Origin of the sequence: Rhizobium tibeticum, assembly GCF_900110205.1 — a bacterium.
Lineage (GTDB): Bacteria > Pseudomonadota > Alphaproteobacteria > Rhizobiales > Rhizobiaceae > Rhizobium > Rhizobium tibeticum.
The window spans coordinates 32,417-48,575 of the sequence record NZ_FOCV01000035.1; the positions used below are offsets into that span (position 1 = coordinate 32,417).

17 protein-coding genes and 1 pseudogene are annotated in these 16,159 nt (G+C 57.9%); 10 read left to right on the forward strand and 8 right to left on the reverse strand.

Going from position 1 to position 16,159, the window contains the following annotated elements; genetic code table 11:
- Positions 1-10 precede the first annotated feature (10 nt).
- From BSG20_RS27965 to BSG20_RS27975, 3 genes are all read right to left on the reverse strand, one after another.
- Positions 11-442, reverse strand: a complete 432-nt coding sequence (locus BSG20_RS27965; RefSeq protein ID WP_072380608.1) for a DUF2721 domain-containing protein — start codon at positions 440-442, stop codon at positions 11-13.
- A 264-nt stretch (positions 443-706) separates the two neighbouring features.
- Complete coding sequence (locus BSG20_RS27970; protein ID WP_072380610.1) at positions 707-1,366, reverse strand: hypothetical protein; 660 nt, start codon at positions 1,364-1,366, stop codon at positions 707-709.
- Between the two features lie 98 nt (positions 1,367-1,464).
- The gene (locus BSG20_RS27975; RefSeq protein WP_072380651.1) at positions 1,465-3,138 is read right to left on the reverse strand and encodes an arylsulfatase; all 1,674 of its coding nucleotides are present in this window, start codon (positions 3,136-3,138) and stop codon (positions 1,465-1,467) included.
- Positions 3,139-3,576: 438 nt separating this feature from the next.
- Between BSG20_RS27975 and BSG20_RS27980 the strand changes: the two are divergent.
- From BSG20_RS27980 to BSG20_RS27990, 3 genes and pseudogenes are all read left to right on the forward strand, one after another.
- Positions 3,577-4,528 (forward strand): annotated as a pseudogene (locus BSG20_RS27980) (formylglycine-generating enzyme family protein).
- Positions 4,529-5,009: 481 nt separating this feature from the next.
- The gene (locus tag BSG20_RS27985; RefSeq protein ID WP_072380612.1) at positions 5,010-5,813 is read left to right on the forward strand and encodes a hypothetical protein; all 804 of its coding nucleotides are present in this window, start codon (positions 5,010-5,012) and stop codon (positions 5,811-5,813) included.
- Positions 5,814-6,102: 289 nt separating this feature from the next.
- Positions 6,103-6,345 carry a DUF6894 family protein gene (locus BSG20_RS27990; RefSeq protein ID WP_072380653.1) on the forward strand — a complete coding sequence of 81 codons (243 nt, stop codon included), beginning with the start codon at positions 6,103-6,105 and terminating at the stop codon, positions 6,343-6,345.
- A gap of 120 nt (positions 6,346-6,465) precedes the next feature.
- On the opposite strand, the gene BSG20_RS27995 is transcribed toward BSG20_RS27990, so the two are convergent.
- From BSG20_RS27995 to BSG20_RS38685, 4 genes are all read right to left on the reverse strand, one after another.
- Positions 6,466-6,702: a hypothetical protein gene (locus BSG20_RS27995; protein WP_072380614.1), complete on the reverse strand. Its 237-nt coding sequence runs from the start codon at positions 6,700-6,702 to the stop codon at positions 6,466-6,468.
- A gap of 92 nt (positions 6,703-6,794) precedes the next feature.
- Complete coding sequence (locus BSG20_RS36680; RefSeq protein ID WP_167371611.1) at positions 6,795-6,965, reverse strand: hypothetical protein; 171 nt, start codon at positions 6,963-6,965, stop codon at positions 6,795-6,797.
- A 164-nt stretch (positions 6,966-7,129) separates the two neighbouring features.
- Positions 7,130-8,212 carry an NAD(P)-binding domain-containing protein gene (locus BSG20_RS28000; RefSeq protein WP_306372255.1) on the reverse strand — a complete coding sequence of 361 codons (1,083 nt, stop codon included), beginning with the start codon at positions 8,210-8,212 and terminating at the stop codon, positions 7,130-7,132.
- On the reverse strand, positions 8,209-8,400 hold the full coding sequence (locus tag BSG20_RS38685) for an FAD-dependent oxidoreductase (protein ID WP_342030078.1): 192 nt from the start codon (positions 8,398-8,400) through the stop codon (positions 8,209-8,211). Before BSG20_RS38685 ends, BSG20_RS28000 begins: the two co-directional genes overlap by 4 nt.
- 369 nt (positions 8,401-8,769) lie before the next feature.
- Between BSG20_RS38685 and BSG20_RS28005 the strand changes: the two genes are divergently transcribed.
- The 3 genes from BSG20_RS28005 (at position 8,770) to BSG20_RS28015 (ending at position 10,972) form a co-directional block, all read left to right on the forward strand.
- On the forward strand, positions 8,770-8,925 hold the full coding sequence (locus tag BSG20_RS28005; RefSeq protein ID WP_072380616.1) for an entericidin domain-containing protein: 156 nt from the start codon (positions 8,770-8,772) through the stop codon (positions 8,923-8,925).
- An 848-nt stretch (positions 8,926-9,773) separates the two neighbouring features.
- Positions 9,774-10,061, forward strand: coding sequence for a DUF982 domain-containing protein (locus tag BSG20_RS28010; RefSeq protein ID WP_244541461.1), 288 nt, complete (start codon positions 9,774-9,776; stop codon positions 10,059-10,061).
- Between the two features lie 134 nt (positions 10,062-10,195).
- Positions 10,196-10,972 carry a phosphodiester glycosidase family protein gene (locus BSG20_RS28015; protein WP_072380618.1) on the forward strand — a complete coding sequence of 259 codons (777 nt, stop codon included), beginning with the start codon at positions 10,196-10,198 and terminating at the stop codon, positions 10,970-10,972.
- A gap of 583 nt (positions 10,973-11,555) precedes the next feature.
- Here BSG20_RS28015 and BSG20_RS28020 read toward each other — a convergent pair.
- A complete protein-coding gene (locus BSG20_RS28020) occupies positions 11,556-11,786 on the reverse strand; it encodes a hypothetical protein (RefSeq protein ID WP_072380620.1) in 231 nt (76 codons plus the stop codon).
- A gap of 324 nt (positions 11,787-12,110) precedes the next feature.
- On the opposite strand from BSG20_RS28020, the gene BSG20_RS36685 reads away from it, so the two are divergent.
- The 4 genes from BSG20_RS36685 (at position 12,111) to BSG20_RS28035 (ending at position 15,854) form a co-directional block, all read left to right on the forward strand.
- A complete protein-coding gene (locus tag BSG20_RS36685) occupies positions 12,111-12,251 on the forward strand; it encodes a hypothetical protein (RefSeq protein WP_167371612.1) in 141 nt (46 codons plus the stop codon).
- Positions 12,252-12,514: 263 nt separating this feature from the next.
- Positions 12,515-13,039 (forward strand): response regulator, encoded by a 525-nt coding sequence (locus BSG20_RS28025; protein WP_072380624.1) that lies wholly within the window; start codon positions 12,515-12,517, stop codon positions 13,037-13,039.
- A 173-nt stretch (positions 13,040-13,212) separates the two neighbouring features.
- Positions 13,213-15,354, forward strand: coding sequence for a catalase (katE, locus tag BSG20_RS28030; protein ID WP_072380626.1), 2,142 nt, complete (start codon positions 13,213-13,215; stop codon positions 15,352-15,354).
- Positions 15,355-15,488: 134 nt separating this feature from the next.
- Positions 15,489-15,854 (forward strand): DUF2934 domain-containing protein, encoded by a 366-nt coding sequence (locus BSG20_RS28035; protein WP_072380657.1) that lies wholly within the window; start codon positions 15,489-15,491, stop codon positions 15,852-15,854.
- Positions 15,855-16,159: the final 305 nt, after the last annotated feature.

Genomic DNA, 16,159 nt, shown 5'->3' on the forward strand with positions numbered 1-16,159 from the left:
AGTTTGCTTGTCATCTTTCCCGGTGATCGTCGTGCTCACCTTGCGAAAGCCTGACGTCCTGCAGGAGTCGGAAGAGCGACGCGGCCAGGAAGCAGAGTGCCGCGATGAAGAGGACGGCGGCTCCCGGTTCGTGGCGATATCCCATGAAGGCGACGACGAAACCGAACAGAAGCAGAAACGTCACGCCAATTCCGGCCAGAACAGACAGGTGCAACGCGCTGTTCAAGAGGCGTTCCCGTTTCCTCAACTCCCCGATTTCCGCCTTCAACCAGGCTCGAGCGACGTCACTTTCATCAATCTCGCGGAGGCTTCTGATCCGTTGCGTCACGCCGGCGATCCGATTGACCAGCACCGCCACCATGGCCGCGACGCCATTGAGCATGAACGCCGGCGCGACCGCGTGATTGATCATTGTTGAAAGCTGATCAGGTTCGACAGACATACCAGTGCCTTCGATGGATGGACCGGGCGGAGCATAAGAACTACCGTACAAGATTGAGATTGATGAGTTGAAACCCTTCGATTGTCGGCCGCGTCGGGTGACCAGCATCGATTGGCCATTCCTTTCCGACTCCCATCGGCGGTGAACGTCGCTGCGGCGACCAGCATCAGCCTTTTTTGCATCATGCAAAATCCTTGAGCGGTTGAAGCCATTTACGCTGACGTCCGATGTCGACCCTGTCGATGCCAATCGTTGCGGAGAAGCTTATGGAATGACATTGACTGCACGCGCGGCCACGAGGACGAGCGTCAGGAGCGAAATCACGCTTTCGAGCATCATAAGCGCCTTCGCGCGTTGGGTGAGTGGCAGCACGTCGGTGGGACTGAAAGCGGTCGCCGTATTGAACGCGAGAGACAGGTAGTCGATGAAAAGCGGTCGCCAATCCGGCGCCGCGACGTCGGGAGTTGAAGCCTGAGGAAAGAGCCAGTCGGGTCTCCTTGCTATCCCACGCGCAATACGCGATGGGCCACCCGCGTCGATCTGCCAATAGAGCAGCGAGAAGGTGAGCACGTTGGTGATCCAGATGGTAAATGACGACGTCAACAACGATACTGATCGCGTCTCGGGCGGGTGCACGGTGATGATCCCGATCATATCTGCGAGTTCCGCTGCCGTATTGCCTGCGTAAACACTGGCAAGCAGCATGATCGCAACGCGCTCGATACGCAGCCAGGCAGCGTTGTCAGTCGCCAGCGTCACCATGACCATTGGAACGATAGCTGCCACCAGGACCGCGTATGATACCAATCGCGGCATGGCGTAGACATGGTGCGGCAGCACCTCCAAAAGGGCGAACACTGCAAGTATCGCCACCACCGGAGGCCATCGAGGTTCGTCACGACCTGCTTGGATGACATCGCTCATCGTCCCGCCCTCAGTCGGCCCCAAGGGCCTGACAGGTGAAGCATGGAGCGGACGCCCCGAAGGGCGTCCGCTCCGACGTCGTTACGCTACTGCGCGCGTCAGTCGTGACCAGTCTTCATTTCGCGGACCTGCTGCATCACTTGCTCCAGATTGTAGCTTGCAGGGCTCTGAAGCGGCGGGAAGTCGATGTAGGTCTCGAGATGCTTCAGCCACAACTGCTGGCCGATGGGCAGGATGTTCCAGTCATAGACATAGGCGGTGGACGGTGACGCGATGGCGCCGCCTGTACCGAAGAGCGTCTTCAACTGTTGACCGACCGAGGTTTCGAAGGGGTCGCGCTTGATGTTGACGACCTGCGTCCAGGCGTACGGCATCACCCCGGTAATGAAGCCAGCTGGATCGTCGGAGACCATGGCGAAGTACATCTTCCAGTTCTTGTAGCGGACAGCCGACGGCTCTTTGCCTGAATAGTACAAGAAACTGTCGCGCTTGGATGGCGACTTGCCTTCCAGGAAGTCGCGCTGGTCGATCCCGTCGAGCGTGGTCTTGACGATCCCCGGATACTTGCCCGCCTCGATCTCTGTCTTCAGGCCGTCGCCCTTCGGACCGCCTGCGATGTTCACAAACGTCGGCAGCCAGTCGAGCGCCGAGAACATGTCGTTCTTGACCGTACCGGGCTCGATGTGCCCCGGCCAGCGAACCACAAGCGGCGCCCGCATGCCGCCTTCCCAGGTGCTGAGCTTTCCGCCCTTGAACGGCGTGGTGCCGCCATCTGGGAAGGTGATCGTCTCGGCGCCGTTATCGGTCGTGAAGACGACGATGGTGTTGTCGAGTTCTCCCATCTCCTCGAGCCTTTTCAAAACATAGCCGATGTTGTCGTCCATCTGCTTCATGCCGGCTTCGTTAACGCCCCAGTCCTTGCCGCCGGGCTCGCCGACCATGTTCAGATATTTGTCGGGCAACACCGTCGTTATGTGCATGCGGGCCGGGTTGTACCAGACGAAGAACGGCTTTTTGGTTTTCTCGGGGTCGTTCCTGTCGAGGAAATCGATGACCTTTCCTGAGATCTCTTCGTCAATCGTCTTGGAGCGCTCAAGCGTCAGCGGGCCCTCATCCTTGCAGCTTTGGTTCGCCGGGGATCCGTCGGACGATTTGCACGCAAGCATCGGACGCGGCGGCGTCAGGCAGGTCGTGGTCTTCGGGTCGACGGACGCCGGGTCTTCCGTTAAGCCGGGGATCGGCGTGTTTCTGCAAGGTGGCGCGATCCCCTGCTCGGTTGAGGTCTTGTTGATGTCGGGGAAGCTCACCCCCTGCATGGCGTCGAGGTGATAGAGGTAGCCCCAAAATTCCTGGAACCCGTGTGCCGTCGGCAGGGATTCGGTGGTATCTCCGAGATGGTTCTTGCCGAACTCACCTGTCGAGTAACCGAGATCATACAGGAACTTGGCGAGGTGAGGCGTGCCGGCCCTCAGGTAGGACGGGCTTCCGGGAATCTCCGGTAGAACCATGCCGACGCGCACCGGCTGCATGCCGGTGATGAACGCAGTCCGCCCTGCCGTGCAGCTCTGCTCGGCATAATAGGTCATGAACTTCGCTCCTTCCCGGCCGATGCGGTCGATATTGGGTGTTTCACCGACCGCGAGACCTTGGTGATAGATGCTCGGCTGCATCCATCCAATGTCGTCACCCATGATGAACAGGATGTTGGGCTTCCTGGTCTCCTGCGCATGTATTGCCGCCGTGCTCGCCAACAGGCTGCCCGCGACCGCCATTGCTGCCGTGAAGAACTTCGTAGTCCGTCTCATTTCTAATGCCTCCCTCAGGGGGCCGCCACATGGACGACCAAGGTTGGTTGAAAGACGAGTCAAAGCAAAAGAGGGTTTGTCGCAGCGACGACGTCCAAGTTTACTGACCAGCAAATTGGACAGATCATTTCGGTAGAGACGCGGCTCCTCAGCCCGCATGGTGACCCTCGACTTGCGGAAGAGGACTTTCCACTCTTCCATCCATTTTCTACATTGTATTAGCGTCAGCAGATATTGCCCTTTGGGGAATCCGTCGTGACGAGGCTGCGAGTTGTCAGCGATCGGAGCCGTCCCCGACGCGTTCCCTCCGACCGGATAACAACCTCCCTAAAGGACAATACGCAGCGACCGAGGCCGCATGTCACATGGATCCTCACAGTGGACGTTCCAGCAGTGGGCAGGGCCATGAACGCAGTAGATGCATACGATGCCGTATTCGAAGGCTTGGCCTGGGTACCCGGACGAATGTTTACGATGGGATCGAATAAGCACCATCCGGAAGAAGCCCGTGCGCATCCGGTCAAGGTCGACGGCTTCTGGATCGACGCGACGCCGGTCACGAACCGTCAGTTCACCGCCTTCGTCAAAACCACCGGACATGTCACCGTCGCGGAAAAGACTCCACAAGCTGCCGACTATCCCGGCGCGCTTCCTGAAATGCTGCGGGCCGGTTCTCTCGTGTTCACTCAACCGAAGACAGTCGTCGGCCCTGACATCACCAAATGGTGGTCGTTCAAGTTCGGCGCCGACTGGCGACACCCCTACGGTCCTCGCAGCGATATTCGCGGGAAGCTCGACCATCCGGTCGTTCATGTCGCTGATAGCGACGCCCGGGCGTATGCCCACTGGGCCGGCAAGGATCTGCCGACGGAGGCCGAATGGGAGCTGGCAACCCGCGGTGGCATCGACAATGCCGAATTCGCTTAGGGCGACGAATTGAACCCAGACTGCAAACTTATAGCCAACACGTCGGAGGGCACGTTTCCCACGATGAGCACAAAGCCTGCGGGCGCCAATAGAACATCGCCCGTGGGGTCGTTCCCGGCGAACGGGTACGGTATCTACGACATCAACGGCAACGTATGGGAGTGGACGTCGGACCACTGGTCGACCCGCCACCCCGAGGCTGCGGCGAAACCATGCTGCATTCCCAAGAACCCTCGTGGCGGCGAGCGAGAGGCGTGCTTCGATCCTCGCGACCGAAAATACGAATTCCAAGGCGGTGCTGAAAGTCGGCTCGCATCTTTGCGCCCCGAACTACTGCCGACGCTACCGTCCGGCCGCCCGTCGTGCGGAACCGGAGGACACCTCCACCAGCCATGTTGGCTTCAGATGCGTCAAGCGAACCAAAATTTGACGCCTCCCACGACCGCTTCCCCAGTTCGATGGCCGTCGATGCGAGTCTCCAGCAGGTGTCAGCGAGCCCGCGTGGAATTCACGAGCCGTCCACCTGGGCGTCGTACTCCCTTGAAGCGCAGCGTCGAGACCTCGTCGCAACTAAACGTTCATCCGTCTCCGATACCCCCACCACGCGACCTCCGTGGTGGCAACCGATTCTTGCAGCCCAGAGTGCGCCGTTACCTATCAAGTAAGATGGCGGCCGTTTCTGACTCCGGCAAGCCAGGGACTGGTCGCCCGTGACGATGAAAGCCATCGGAAGGCGACCTTCAACGTCCTTGTGGCTTCCCTTCAGTTCGAACGCGAATATCGGCCAGTGTTGCCGCCACGCACTTGCAACGGCATGAGGACTCAATCAGCGTCAGTTGCAGCATGCGGACTGGAGAGTTCGGGCATGACTCCCCCGGTTTTTCAAAACTTGAACAGGTAGGAGTACGACTATGGCCTCTAGTTCGATCAGGCTCCTGAGCTACACCTTTCTTCTGACGTCCGTCACTGCGTCGGCACACGCCCAATCCAGCGAAGAATTGGCGAAGAAGCTTTCAAACCCGATTGCGTCACTGATCAGCGTTCCGTTCCAGTTCAACTACGATCACGGGTATGGACCGGAAGATGGCGATAAAACCACGCTGAATATTCAGCCTGTTATCCCAATTTCGATAAATGAAGACTGGAACCTGATTTCCCGAACAATCCTGCCGGTGACCTGGCAAGACGATATTGCCGGACCGTCGGGTGAGCAGTTCGGGTTGGGTGATACCCTGCAGAGTTTCTTCCTGTCGCCTGCCAAGCCAACCGAAAGCGGAATCATCTGGGGTGTTGGCCCCGTCTTCCTGCTTCCAACTGGTACCAACGACCTGCTCGGGAGCGGAAAGTGGGGCGCCGGCCCAACCGGCGTCGCTCTCAAGCAAGACGGACCGTGGACTGTCGGGATCCTGGCGAACCACGTGTGGTCGTTTGCGGGCGAGAGTGACCGGGTAGATGTAAGTTCTACCTACCTGCAACCCTTTATTTCCTACACGACGCCGGATGCTTGGACCTTCGCGTTGAACACGGAATCTACGTATGACTGGGAGTCAGATGACTGGTCGGTACCGATCAACTTCACAGTGTCGAAGCTCGTTACCGTGGACAAGCAACCGATAAGCTTGCAGGCTGGAGTTCGTTATTGGGCGTCCGCTCCGGAGAATGGCCCAGAAGGACTCGGGTTCCGAGTGTCCATAACCTTCCTGTTCCCCAAGTAACGCGACCCAACAACAGGTGAGGCCTCCAAGGCGGACTACCAGTGAATGCGAAGTCCAACCCTTCCCTCGACACCATAGGCATTCCAAGCTGACATCTCGGCAGCATTTTACCATGGCCCAATTCCAGTCGCTCGATGATGACCGGCATTATGGGCTTCATTCCAGGCCTTAGCCCTCCAGGACGATAGGATAGAGAAATTGCGCGCACGCTCGGAACCAACGAAGAGACGATGCGTTTCTTTGGTTCAATTCTTTTCGAGTGAATTCGCCCCAGCGTCTTGTGTTGCCGATGACCAAATATTTCTTCCACCTCCGCACAGGCAATGAGATTATCGAAGATGAGGAAGGCGTGGACCTTGACAGCGCTGCTGCCGCACATCGCGAGGCCATCACCGCGGCCCGGGAAATGTTGGCCGAGGCGGTCTTGCAAGGCAACGTTGTCGATGGTCAAGTGTTCGAGATTACCGACAATACGGGAAGAATAATCGAGCGTCTCCCGTTGAAGGAGGCTCTACGCCTTAGCGAAAGTTAGCGGCCGGATTTAGGATACAGCACCAGCTTTGCGAGGCGCGACATCCAACGTCACCCGCCCAATGCCTGAAAAGGCATCGTCTGTGAGCTCTGACGTCGATTGCGGTCGGGCGATAAAAGCTTACTCCGAACCCCTCCGCTGCCATTCCTTGTATGGTTGTAGTGCCTGACCTGGGAACCGCCGCTCAATTTCCGTTTCCACCAATGCGATAAAAGCGAGAGTGTCGTCCAGGTCCATCCCTGCGCGAGAGAGCGCTTCGCTCTGCTTTTCGAGGTCTTGCATCCTTAAAAACACCTCGTCGTCTGTCATCGCCGACAGGCGGTCTGCGAAGGTCGCGGGATCATCTTGCTCGGACATAGGATCCTCTCAGCTCAAACGTTAGCGCCGCCGCAATAGAGATCGTCATACCCCTCGGGAGCTCCAACGTCGGAGCTCAGAAAATCGGCCCTCTACAATTCTGGCATATCATTCATTGAGATCTTCCCCCCGCCAGCGATTTTATCAATTGCAATCGGGAATTGGCTGATGCGCTTTCCCATCGTGCCGAAAATCACATTGGCAACAGCCGCAGCCACGCTTCGCGTAAGTGTCGCACTCAGAGCGATCGCCTTGAGACCCATCGCATTCTCCTGGAATATGACAACCAAGTTTACCCCTCAACTCCGGTTCGATCAGGATGTTCCACCATTGACCGCTAGGGACAACAGCCCACATTTCCGGATTCGGTAGCAAAATGCCACCAGCCGCGAATACTCCGCTACGACCGCCTCGCGCCAAAAGGCGGTCACGAATGACCTACGATGTGTTCAACGAGGCGAGGTGCTTCCTCGGCGATCGCCAATATTATGCCTGACTTGCGTGTGGAGGCGAAATCCAACCCGGCTAAGTAGAGGCCTGGCAGGGAGGCGACCCCATCCGCGTGAACAGGCTGTTCCACGCTGTCAAGCGCACCGGGAAGTCTCACCCAACTGAAATCGCCCTTGAAGCCTGTGCACCACACCACCGTCGTTATGTCGGACCGGGAGAGATCAAGCGAACCGATCGTCGGATTCGGCTGACGCATCGCGACCGTCTCCGCCGGGTCGGGCTCCGAAACAGGTGCATCGATTCCAGCACGGCTGATATATTCGTCGATATGGCGTTTGATGTTGTCTGAGGCTTCATCTGCAAAACGAACATTCGCTTCAAGATCGTCGGCGAACGAGAGGTGACCGCCATTCTCGACGCCAGTGAAATGCCCAAGAAGCACGACACCTCGGGCGCTGAGCGCTTGAAGGCTTATCGTGCGCACCGACCCCAGCACACCACGAGGCGGGATGCGTCCCGCAAGTCGAATGACCTCCTCTCGTCGCACGTCGAGAAACCCGCTTTCGAGGAGCCAGATCATGATGTCGCAGCCTCGGTAGCGCCGTGGGAGCCGTCCGACACGACTGGTGTCAAGGAAGACTGTTCGGCCTGCGTCCGCCAACTCTTCCGCGATCTGGGCACCCGATTGGCCACTTCCGACCACCAGCACCGCTCCATCGGGGAGATCTGCAGCGCTGCGGTAGCCGGAAGCGTCGATCTGGCGAAGGACAGGCGGCAACGCAGCGGCCCAAACTGGGCGCACCGGACAATTCAGGCTACCACTTGCGACGATAACGTTCCGCGCCAAAAGCGTGCCGCGTGAGGTGGTTAGCCGATACTCGCCATTCTCGTGCGTGCGCGCAAGTTCGGTCACCGCAGTATCCGGTTCGATCGGGAGCCCGTTGCGCCTGGCGAAGTCCTCAAGGAGAGAGACGAACTGGTCGCGCGTCAGGGCACCAGACGGATTTGGACCGTCATAGCAGTCGCCTGGCATGACGGTCTGCACGTTGGCGGTATTCATTCGAAAGAATCCCATCGCTGTGTGCGCCAAGTTTCTCCTACGCGGCCTCGCTCCAATACGCTATGGCGTAGGCCTCGTCGTGCCAGCCAATAGCTGACACCCAGGCCGGCCCAGCCGGCCCCGATCACGACCGCATCAAGAACATTGACGTTACCGGTCATTTGCTGTGGTGATCTCATAATCGACATCCCAGCAATCCCGCCATCCCCCGTGCCGTATTAAGCCGTGTTCACGGCAATTAGTCCAGCGTGGCGGATCTCCGCCCGACTGGCCGAAAGCACTCCTTTTCGCCAGCGCCAGTCACCGCATGAAACTGCGCCACAGTGCTCTCGCCAGCCCGGGGAAGGCGAGTTCGCCTGATGTGACGTAGTTCACTTCGTCGCTGGTGCGGACAATGTGAAGGACGCTCCGTCTCCTGCGGCCGCCGTGGCGGCATTTGCTACCCAATCGCGCACATTTCTCCGACCCGTGCGTGAGGGCGATGATTGTGAACTTTTGGGAGAACAAATTCGAAGCGCGAAACGTTACTTATCCGTCTTCAACAAGGATTATTTGCCATGACCATTGTAACGAGAGTAGCCGCCGCCCTTTTCCTGGTGATTTTCATGGCTTCTTGCGCCAACACCATCAAGGGAATTGGCCGCGACACCGCAAATACGGTTAACGCCACCCAGAATGCTGGAAACCGCGTCGGAAACGCCGCAGCAAACTGATCGAATCGGGCGTCCGTGTCTGCCTTTGAGTGAGATCAGCTGTGAGGACAGGCTGCTCCATATGCGTGCCTGTGCCAGGGATGGCGTTCCTTGAAACGTCCGCAAGGCGCGTGCTGCGCCATCTCTTTTCGTAAGCCTCACAACCTGGCGCGTTTCCATCGAGCTTAGCGACGCCAAGCTTACTCAACCGTCCGTGGCTCTAAGGCTGTAGTCGCAAAGATCGAGGGATCGAAAGCCGCGGCCGCCAAGGGCCGCAATAACTGGATTCGCTCGTAAAGGACCAAGGGCAATAGTCAACAAATCCGGAGAAGCACGGAAGCAGCCGGACGAGCCGACGGACGATTCGATCGTTGCGGTAAAGAGCCCCAATGAAAGTGAAGCTCAGATCCAGCACATACGAAAGTTTGGGTCGGCTATACGAGTGCCCAACTATCAGATTTGGACGTCAGTGCCATAATGATCTGGAACCTGGCTACTGCGCACAACCCGCATTTATGGCGGATGCGCTTTGCTGAAAGACTTCGTCCGTGCGCATCGTGATGATCGCGATTCTGGTTTGTATGGTTGCAGGTGTCCTAAGTCCCCTGTTGGTCACAGGAACCGGCGATCAAGTTCCATTTGGACAGCCCCTTCAAAGATCCCCGAACTCGTTACAGTGAGGCACAATGTTCTAATCGCCCGATTGGTTGCCCTCTTGCGAGGCCACTTAGGAAACAGGGAACAAGTCGCGCCTGACCTCCACACTCCTGCATCCTGGCCGCAAATTGCGGTATTGTGGTCCCGTTGCCTTAAATTGGCTGAGCGAGAATGACAGCATGATGACCATCGCGACTCACAGGAGGTGCACGATGATGGTCGTTCCCGGGGATTGGATGTATGGGCTCGAAGTCTGGTTGCCTGGTCAGGCGCATCCGGTCGATGTGAAGAGTACAAACGAAGCTTCGGCACTTCTCGCCGAACGGTGGCCAGTAACTTTTGGTCCAGCCTTCGAGTATGCGCTTGCAACGTGCGCGGCGGTCACTGAGGGACAGCTTCCAGCGGAGGAAGCAAGGCAGGCTTTGGTAGAGGCCGCAATCGCCGTCGGCATTGTTTGTACACAGCGCGTGCAAGGTGCGCCCGCAGCGCCTCGTCTTTAGGTGCCGGCCGATCGTCATCCACAAATGCGGATGCTGGGTCGGGCTGAAACACGTCCAGACCGCCCGCCGTTGTAAGTCATGCGACCACACAGAGGATCGATCCATTGGCGATTGAAGAGGAGACCCCGGCGACGATGCCCGATCTCAAACATGGTGTGCTCGTTGCTGCCATGGTCCTGGCAGCATCAATAGTATCCTCGCAACCGGCTCTTGCCCAACAATGCGCGCGACAAACCTTCGAAGAGGCAAGATACATCGTTTGTACAGTGGAAGTGGGTAAAGCCGACCTGCGATTGTTCTGGAAGAACGTCGATGGCGAGCCATACCGCTATTTTTCAAGCGTTGCGAAAGCCGTTCGCAATGAGGGACGAACGCTGACGTTCGCGCTCAACGCCGGCATGTACCTACCCGATTTCTCGCCAATCGGACTCTACGTCGAAAACGGGCGGGAATTGAGATCCGCCAATACCGTAGAGCCCGAACGCTCCCTCGGCCCGGTACCGAATTTCTACAAAGAGCCGAACGGCGTGTTCTTTCTCGATGCAGAAAGCGCCGGAATACTGCCGACGGATGAATTTCTGAAGCGTCGGCCCAAGGTGCGTTTGGCCACCCAGTCTGGTCCGATGCTAGCTATCCAGAACAAGGTGAATCCGATCTTTATTGTCGGGTCGACAGACAGAACGCGGCGGAGCGGTGTGGGGGTCTGCGGCAGGCGCGCCGTTCGCTTCGCGATCAGCGAAGACAGAGTGAATTTTTATGATTTCGCGCGGTTTTTCCGTGATCATTTGAAGTGCCCCAATGCATTGTTCCTCGATGGTGGACGAGGCGTGGGGATTTACAATCCGGCAATGGGCCGCAATGACCGATCCTGGCATGGCGGTTTCGGCCCGGTCTTCGGACTTGTCGAATAACCGTGGTAAGGCGATGGGCAGCAATTACATGTCGCACGAGTGTGATGGCCCAACATTTCTTCCTGCTAGCTGCGCGCTACGTGGGGTAGCTGCCGGTCGATTAGATTGCAACCAAGCACAATCCCTTGGCCCCGACCGCGTGAAATCCTCCTAAAGGCCCTCGCCCGGCGCTTGGCTGAGGTCTAAGCGTTCGAAAGCTGCGCGCGCAGTTCCTCGATCCAACCTTCGATGGAAATCGTCATCCTGTCTCGTTGAGCTCTCGATAGACGACGGCTGGCGGCGCGCGCAGAACTGGTGGGTTCAAGGATCGCGAAAGCGACCGGCGGAGGTGGCGCAGGGACCGATTTTAGGCGCGGGCGGCGGTGGACGTCCGCTCAATGGAGGGACCACTCATCCTTGCCGTCTGTTCCGAGCGGTACGATTGGGATCTAAGCAGAGGCCGTTAGACTGGATTCAAGGGCGCCGTGAGGGAACGCGTTGATTGAGACGTCGCTTTTCGATGTCGCGGCGCGGTAGCGGCAGCCCGACGCCGAATCCAGGATGGCCCCCCTCAGGCCAGAGGCAATTCAACTTTGCATGGCCGCTAATCCCAATGCTGTTTGTAGTGCTCGATGGCCATGTGGGATCGGATCCGCTCGCCAAGTGCGGCGGCCGACCTTTCTCCTGCAAGCACGCGATCGATCGCCGCGACCATTACGGCCCGGCCCTGGTCGCTGTCAGGAGAGACGCGGTGCTTCCGACACCACTTGGTGACGACCTTGTTGACCAGCTCGATATCTTTCGCGCTGAGAGCAGGTATATTCAAGAGAGACACTGGCGACCTCCGATGAAACCCGGCGCAATCTGTAGCGGCCTGCCCATATTTTTACGCTCGCTCACACAATCCTTCAATAAACCAAGGCTTGAAAAGCGACAAGGCGTCTAAAAGCGACACAACCCTGGAGAGCGAACGTTGAGACGTTTGTTGACAGCGCATCCACTGCGGTTGTCGCCGTCATCACTGGCGAGATGTCTGTTTGCACAGACGACATTCCGGGGTGAAAATAAACATGTGCTTCAATCGAAGCTCAGCCCTTTGCGGATCTGGAACCAAGCTGATTTCGCAAGGTTCATAGCAGTAGGGAAAGGAGACAAAGACATGACCACGCAAGACCGTCTTCCCTTGTTGATCTACATTGGCGGAATTGTCCTTGTCGGGATCGCAATCCTGATTGGAGCACTCGCTGGCAGCCAATACGAGTCGTACCGGGAACGGCCGGCTTTGGTCGAGACCGAGTGACGCCAATGCTCGCCTGGCAAATCCGAACGCGACTAGCGCCTCAGGAATTGCGGCGCGGTGCATGCTTCCGCCAGGGCGTGGAGGCCTATGCCGGCAGATATGCTGCTAATAGCGACGGCGTGCCGCTCAGCGATCCGCGTGCAGGCGTTCTTTGGCTTCGTCTAATCTCTATTAGCGACACGAGCCGCGACCTTCGTTCGATTTTTATCCGTCGGCGGAACCGGATCCTCTGCGCGACGTTCGGGGGTCAGCGGAGGCGGGAAATGGACGGAGACAGATACAACTGGATCAGCCGACGGGCACATCAGATCTGGCAGCAGGACGGCTGTCCATCGGGGCGCGATCGCGAGCATTGGTTGCAGGCAGTGTCTGAGTTCGAAGGGCTGGAACGCGAGGATCAAGGCCATTTTGCCGACCATACGAAGATTGAAAAGGTGTTGGTTGTAGAAGACGAGCCACTCATCCGCTATGCGGCCGTCGACGCGCTGGAGCAGGATGGTTTCGATGTGCTTGAAGCAGCAAACGCTGACGAGGCGCTGGTGCTTCTTCAAGAGCGCTCGATTGATGCGGTCTTCACCGACATCAACATGCCTGGTTCGATTGACGGCCTGGGCCTTGTTTCCCTGGTTCGAGCCCGATTTCCCGACGCGCGGCTTATCGTGACGTCAGGGCATGTTCAGCTCGGCCATTTCGACCTGCCAAGTGGTGTTTCATTCCTTCCAAAGCCATACACTTTCGACGCTTTGATCAAAATGCTCAAGATTCCACGGCGGCTGCTGTCAGCCTAAATTCAAAGAACTTTACCAGATGGCGGCGAGCAAGCGCTGGGAGCGGGCTTTCCTCCGGCGTTTTCTGTTGGAACAATGATCAGCCGCGAGTGTTCGGCGAAACGATGGTGCCACGGCGCAATTCGCCTTTGTGCCAATCTGCCACTCTTTCCAACTCACTCAGGAGGTTCATCATGGTCAAGAAATCTGTCGCGTCACGGGGACGAAAGAGTTCGACAGCTACAATTCACGATCAAATCCTCGAGCGCGGCGATGGCGGCGAGCTTCATCAGTTCGCCGAAGATGGGCAGCCGATCCTTACGACTGCACAAGGCGGGCCTGTCGCTGACGACCAGAATTCGTTGCGGATCGGTGCACGCGGCCCCCTGCTCATCGATGACTTTCATTTCAGGGAAAAGATCTTCCACTTCGACCACGAGCGTATCCCCGAGAGGGTCGTCCATGCTCGCGGCTACGGGGCACATGGTTTCTTCGAGACGTACGAATCCCTGGCTGCGTATACGAAAGCGGACCTCTTCCAGCGTGCGGGGGAGAAGACGCCCGTATTCGTCCGCTTCTCGACAGTCGCTGGCAGCAAGGGCTCCTTTGACCTTGCCCGCGACGTCCGCGGTTTCGCGGTAAAGATCTACACGAAGGAAGGAAACTGGGATCTTGTCGGGAACAACATTCCGGTCTTCTTCATTCAGGATGCCATCAAGTTTCCGGATGTCATCCACGCGGTCAAACCAGAGCCGGACCGCGCTTTTCCCCAAGCGCAATCGGCCCACGACAACTTCTGGGATTTTATCAGCCTGACACCCGAGAGCATGCATATGATCATGTGGGTAATGTCGGATCGCGCCATCCCACGTTCCTTCCGGTTTATGGAAGGGTTTGGTGTCCACACGTTCAGATTTGTGAACACAAAGGACGAGTCAACTTTCGTCAAGTTTCACTGGAAGCCGAAGCTCGGCCTTCAGTCGGTCGCCTGGAACGAAGCCGTCAAGATCAACGGCGCCGATCCGGACTTCCATCGTCGTGATCTGTGGCAATCGATCCAGTCCGGCAACTTCCCGGAATGGGAGCTGCAAGTCCAGTTGTTCGACCAGGACTTTGCTGACAACTTCGAATTCGACGTGCTCGATCCGACGAAGATCATTCCCGAAGAGATCCTGCCGCCGCAGCCGGTCGGCCGTCTGGTGCTCGATCGCATGCCCGACAATTTCTTTGCCGAGACCGAGCAAGTGGCATTCATGACCCAGAACGTCCCGCCCGGCATCGACTTCAGCAACGATCCGCTGCTGCAGGGCCGCAACTTCTCTTATCTCGATACTCAGTTGAAGCGGCTTGGTGGTCCGAACTTCACGCACCTGCCGATCAATGCGCCGAAGTGTCCCTTCGCGCATTTCCAGCAAGACGGTCATATGGCGATGCGTAACCCGGCGGGCCGCGTCAACTACCAGCCTAACTCGTGGGGCGAAGGGCCGCGTGAGTCACCAACAAATGGGCATCGCCCGTTTGCCTCCGAGGAGCAAGGAGAGAAAGTTCGGCTGCGCCCGGAAAGCTTCGCCGACCACTATAGCCAGGCGCGGCAATTCTACATAAGCCAGACGCCGCCGGAACAGCGGCACATCGCGGCCGCATTGACATTCGAACTAAGCAAGGTCCAAACACCGGTGATCCGCGAACGGATGGTTTCGCATCTTATGAACATAGATCAGACCCTTGCATCCACCGTCGCCCAAAAGCTCGGTTTCCAGTCCATGCCGGAGCCGGCCGAGGCAGCGGTGCCGACCCGTCACGATCTTGAACCGTCGCCCGCACTCAGCATCGTCGAGCGTGGCCCCAAACGCTTCGAAGGCCGCAAACTCGGCATTCTGGTAACCGATGGCGTCGACGCCAGCCTGTTGAAAGGCCTGACCACGGCGATAACGAAGGAAAAGGCCGTCTTCGAAGTGATCGCGCCGAAGGTTGGTGGCGTTACGGCTTCCGATGGCACTTGGGTTGAAGCCCATCATATGATCGACGGCGGGCCGTCCGTCCTTTTTGACGCCGTAGCTATGCTGACCTCTTCCGCGGCGATCGACGACCTTGCGAAGGAGGCGACGGCTCGCGACTTTGTGGCAGACGCCTTCCAGCACTGCAAGTTCATCGGATACGACCAGTCCGCCGTGCCCTTGCTGGAAAAAGCAGGTGTTGCTGGTATGGAAGATGAGGGCCTCATTGCGCTTCCCGGCGAAGAAGGAATATCTGCCTTCGTCTCGGCGTTGGGCAAACTCCGCGTTTGGGCTCGCGAGCCATCGGTGAAGCTCGGTAAGGCGTCTGTGCCTGGTTAGTGGCAGTAGTTAGGCGCGCTGCAACGCTCGCTGCCAACTGACATTGTTGTACGATTCATTACGAAGCTTTGCCCGCATGGGAACATCTTGGACTTGGCATCGTTAGCATGCGCAACTTTTCCAAGGAGCTCAAAATGGCAAGAAAGGTTCCCATCCAAGGCACACGTCCGGACGAAACCGCCATCGCAACATCACGCGACAGGCGTGACGACGTCCTAGTTGGAAACCGCACGGAACGCATTCGAAGACGGGCCTACGAACTATGGGAGCGCGAGGGTAGCCCGCCTGGACGACACGACGATTACTGGCTTCAGGCCGAGCGTGAAATCCTTCACGGAAACGATGAATTCAAAACCGACGACGATCCCGATCCGGATAGCATGCCTGAATCGGCCAGGCAGCATTCCGATGCGGTCATACCCGACCGCGGGGACGCCGTGAAACGCGAAACGACACCAGCCGTGGACGAACGAACTGGACAATCCAAACAACGGCAATGAGCGGTGATCCCATTGCTTCAGGCGGACGGAACCGGTTACGCAGCCAAGGAGACTCGTGGACTGAGCTATTTCCAGCGTAGAAGGACGAGGCGCATTTAGTGCCGAGGGATTTGGGTCGTTGAAATAGATCGTCGGGTGCCGGCCCGCTCAGCGACAGATGGGGTTTAATGCCGATTTTGAAGCAGGAGAGCTGGTTGCGCCGAGCGACCTTGGCCAAACTCGAACACAACGCGGGGGTTCCATCCACCCTGCACTTTTAAAAGCCATTGTTCGAACGAATGCCGCCCGACGGCGTTTCTTGCCTC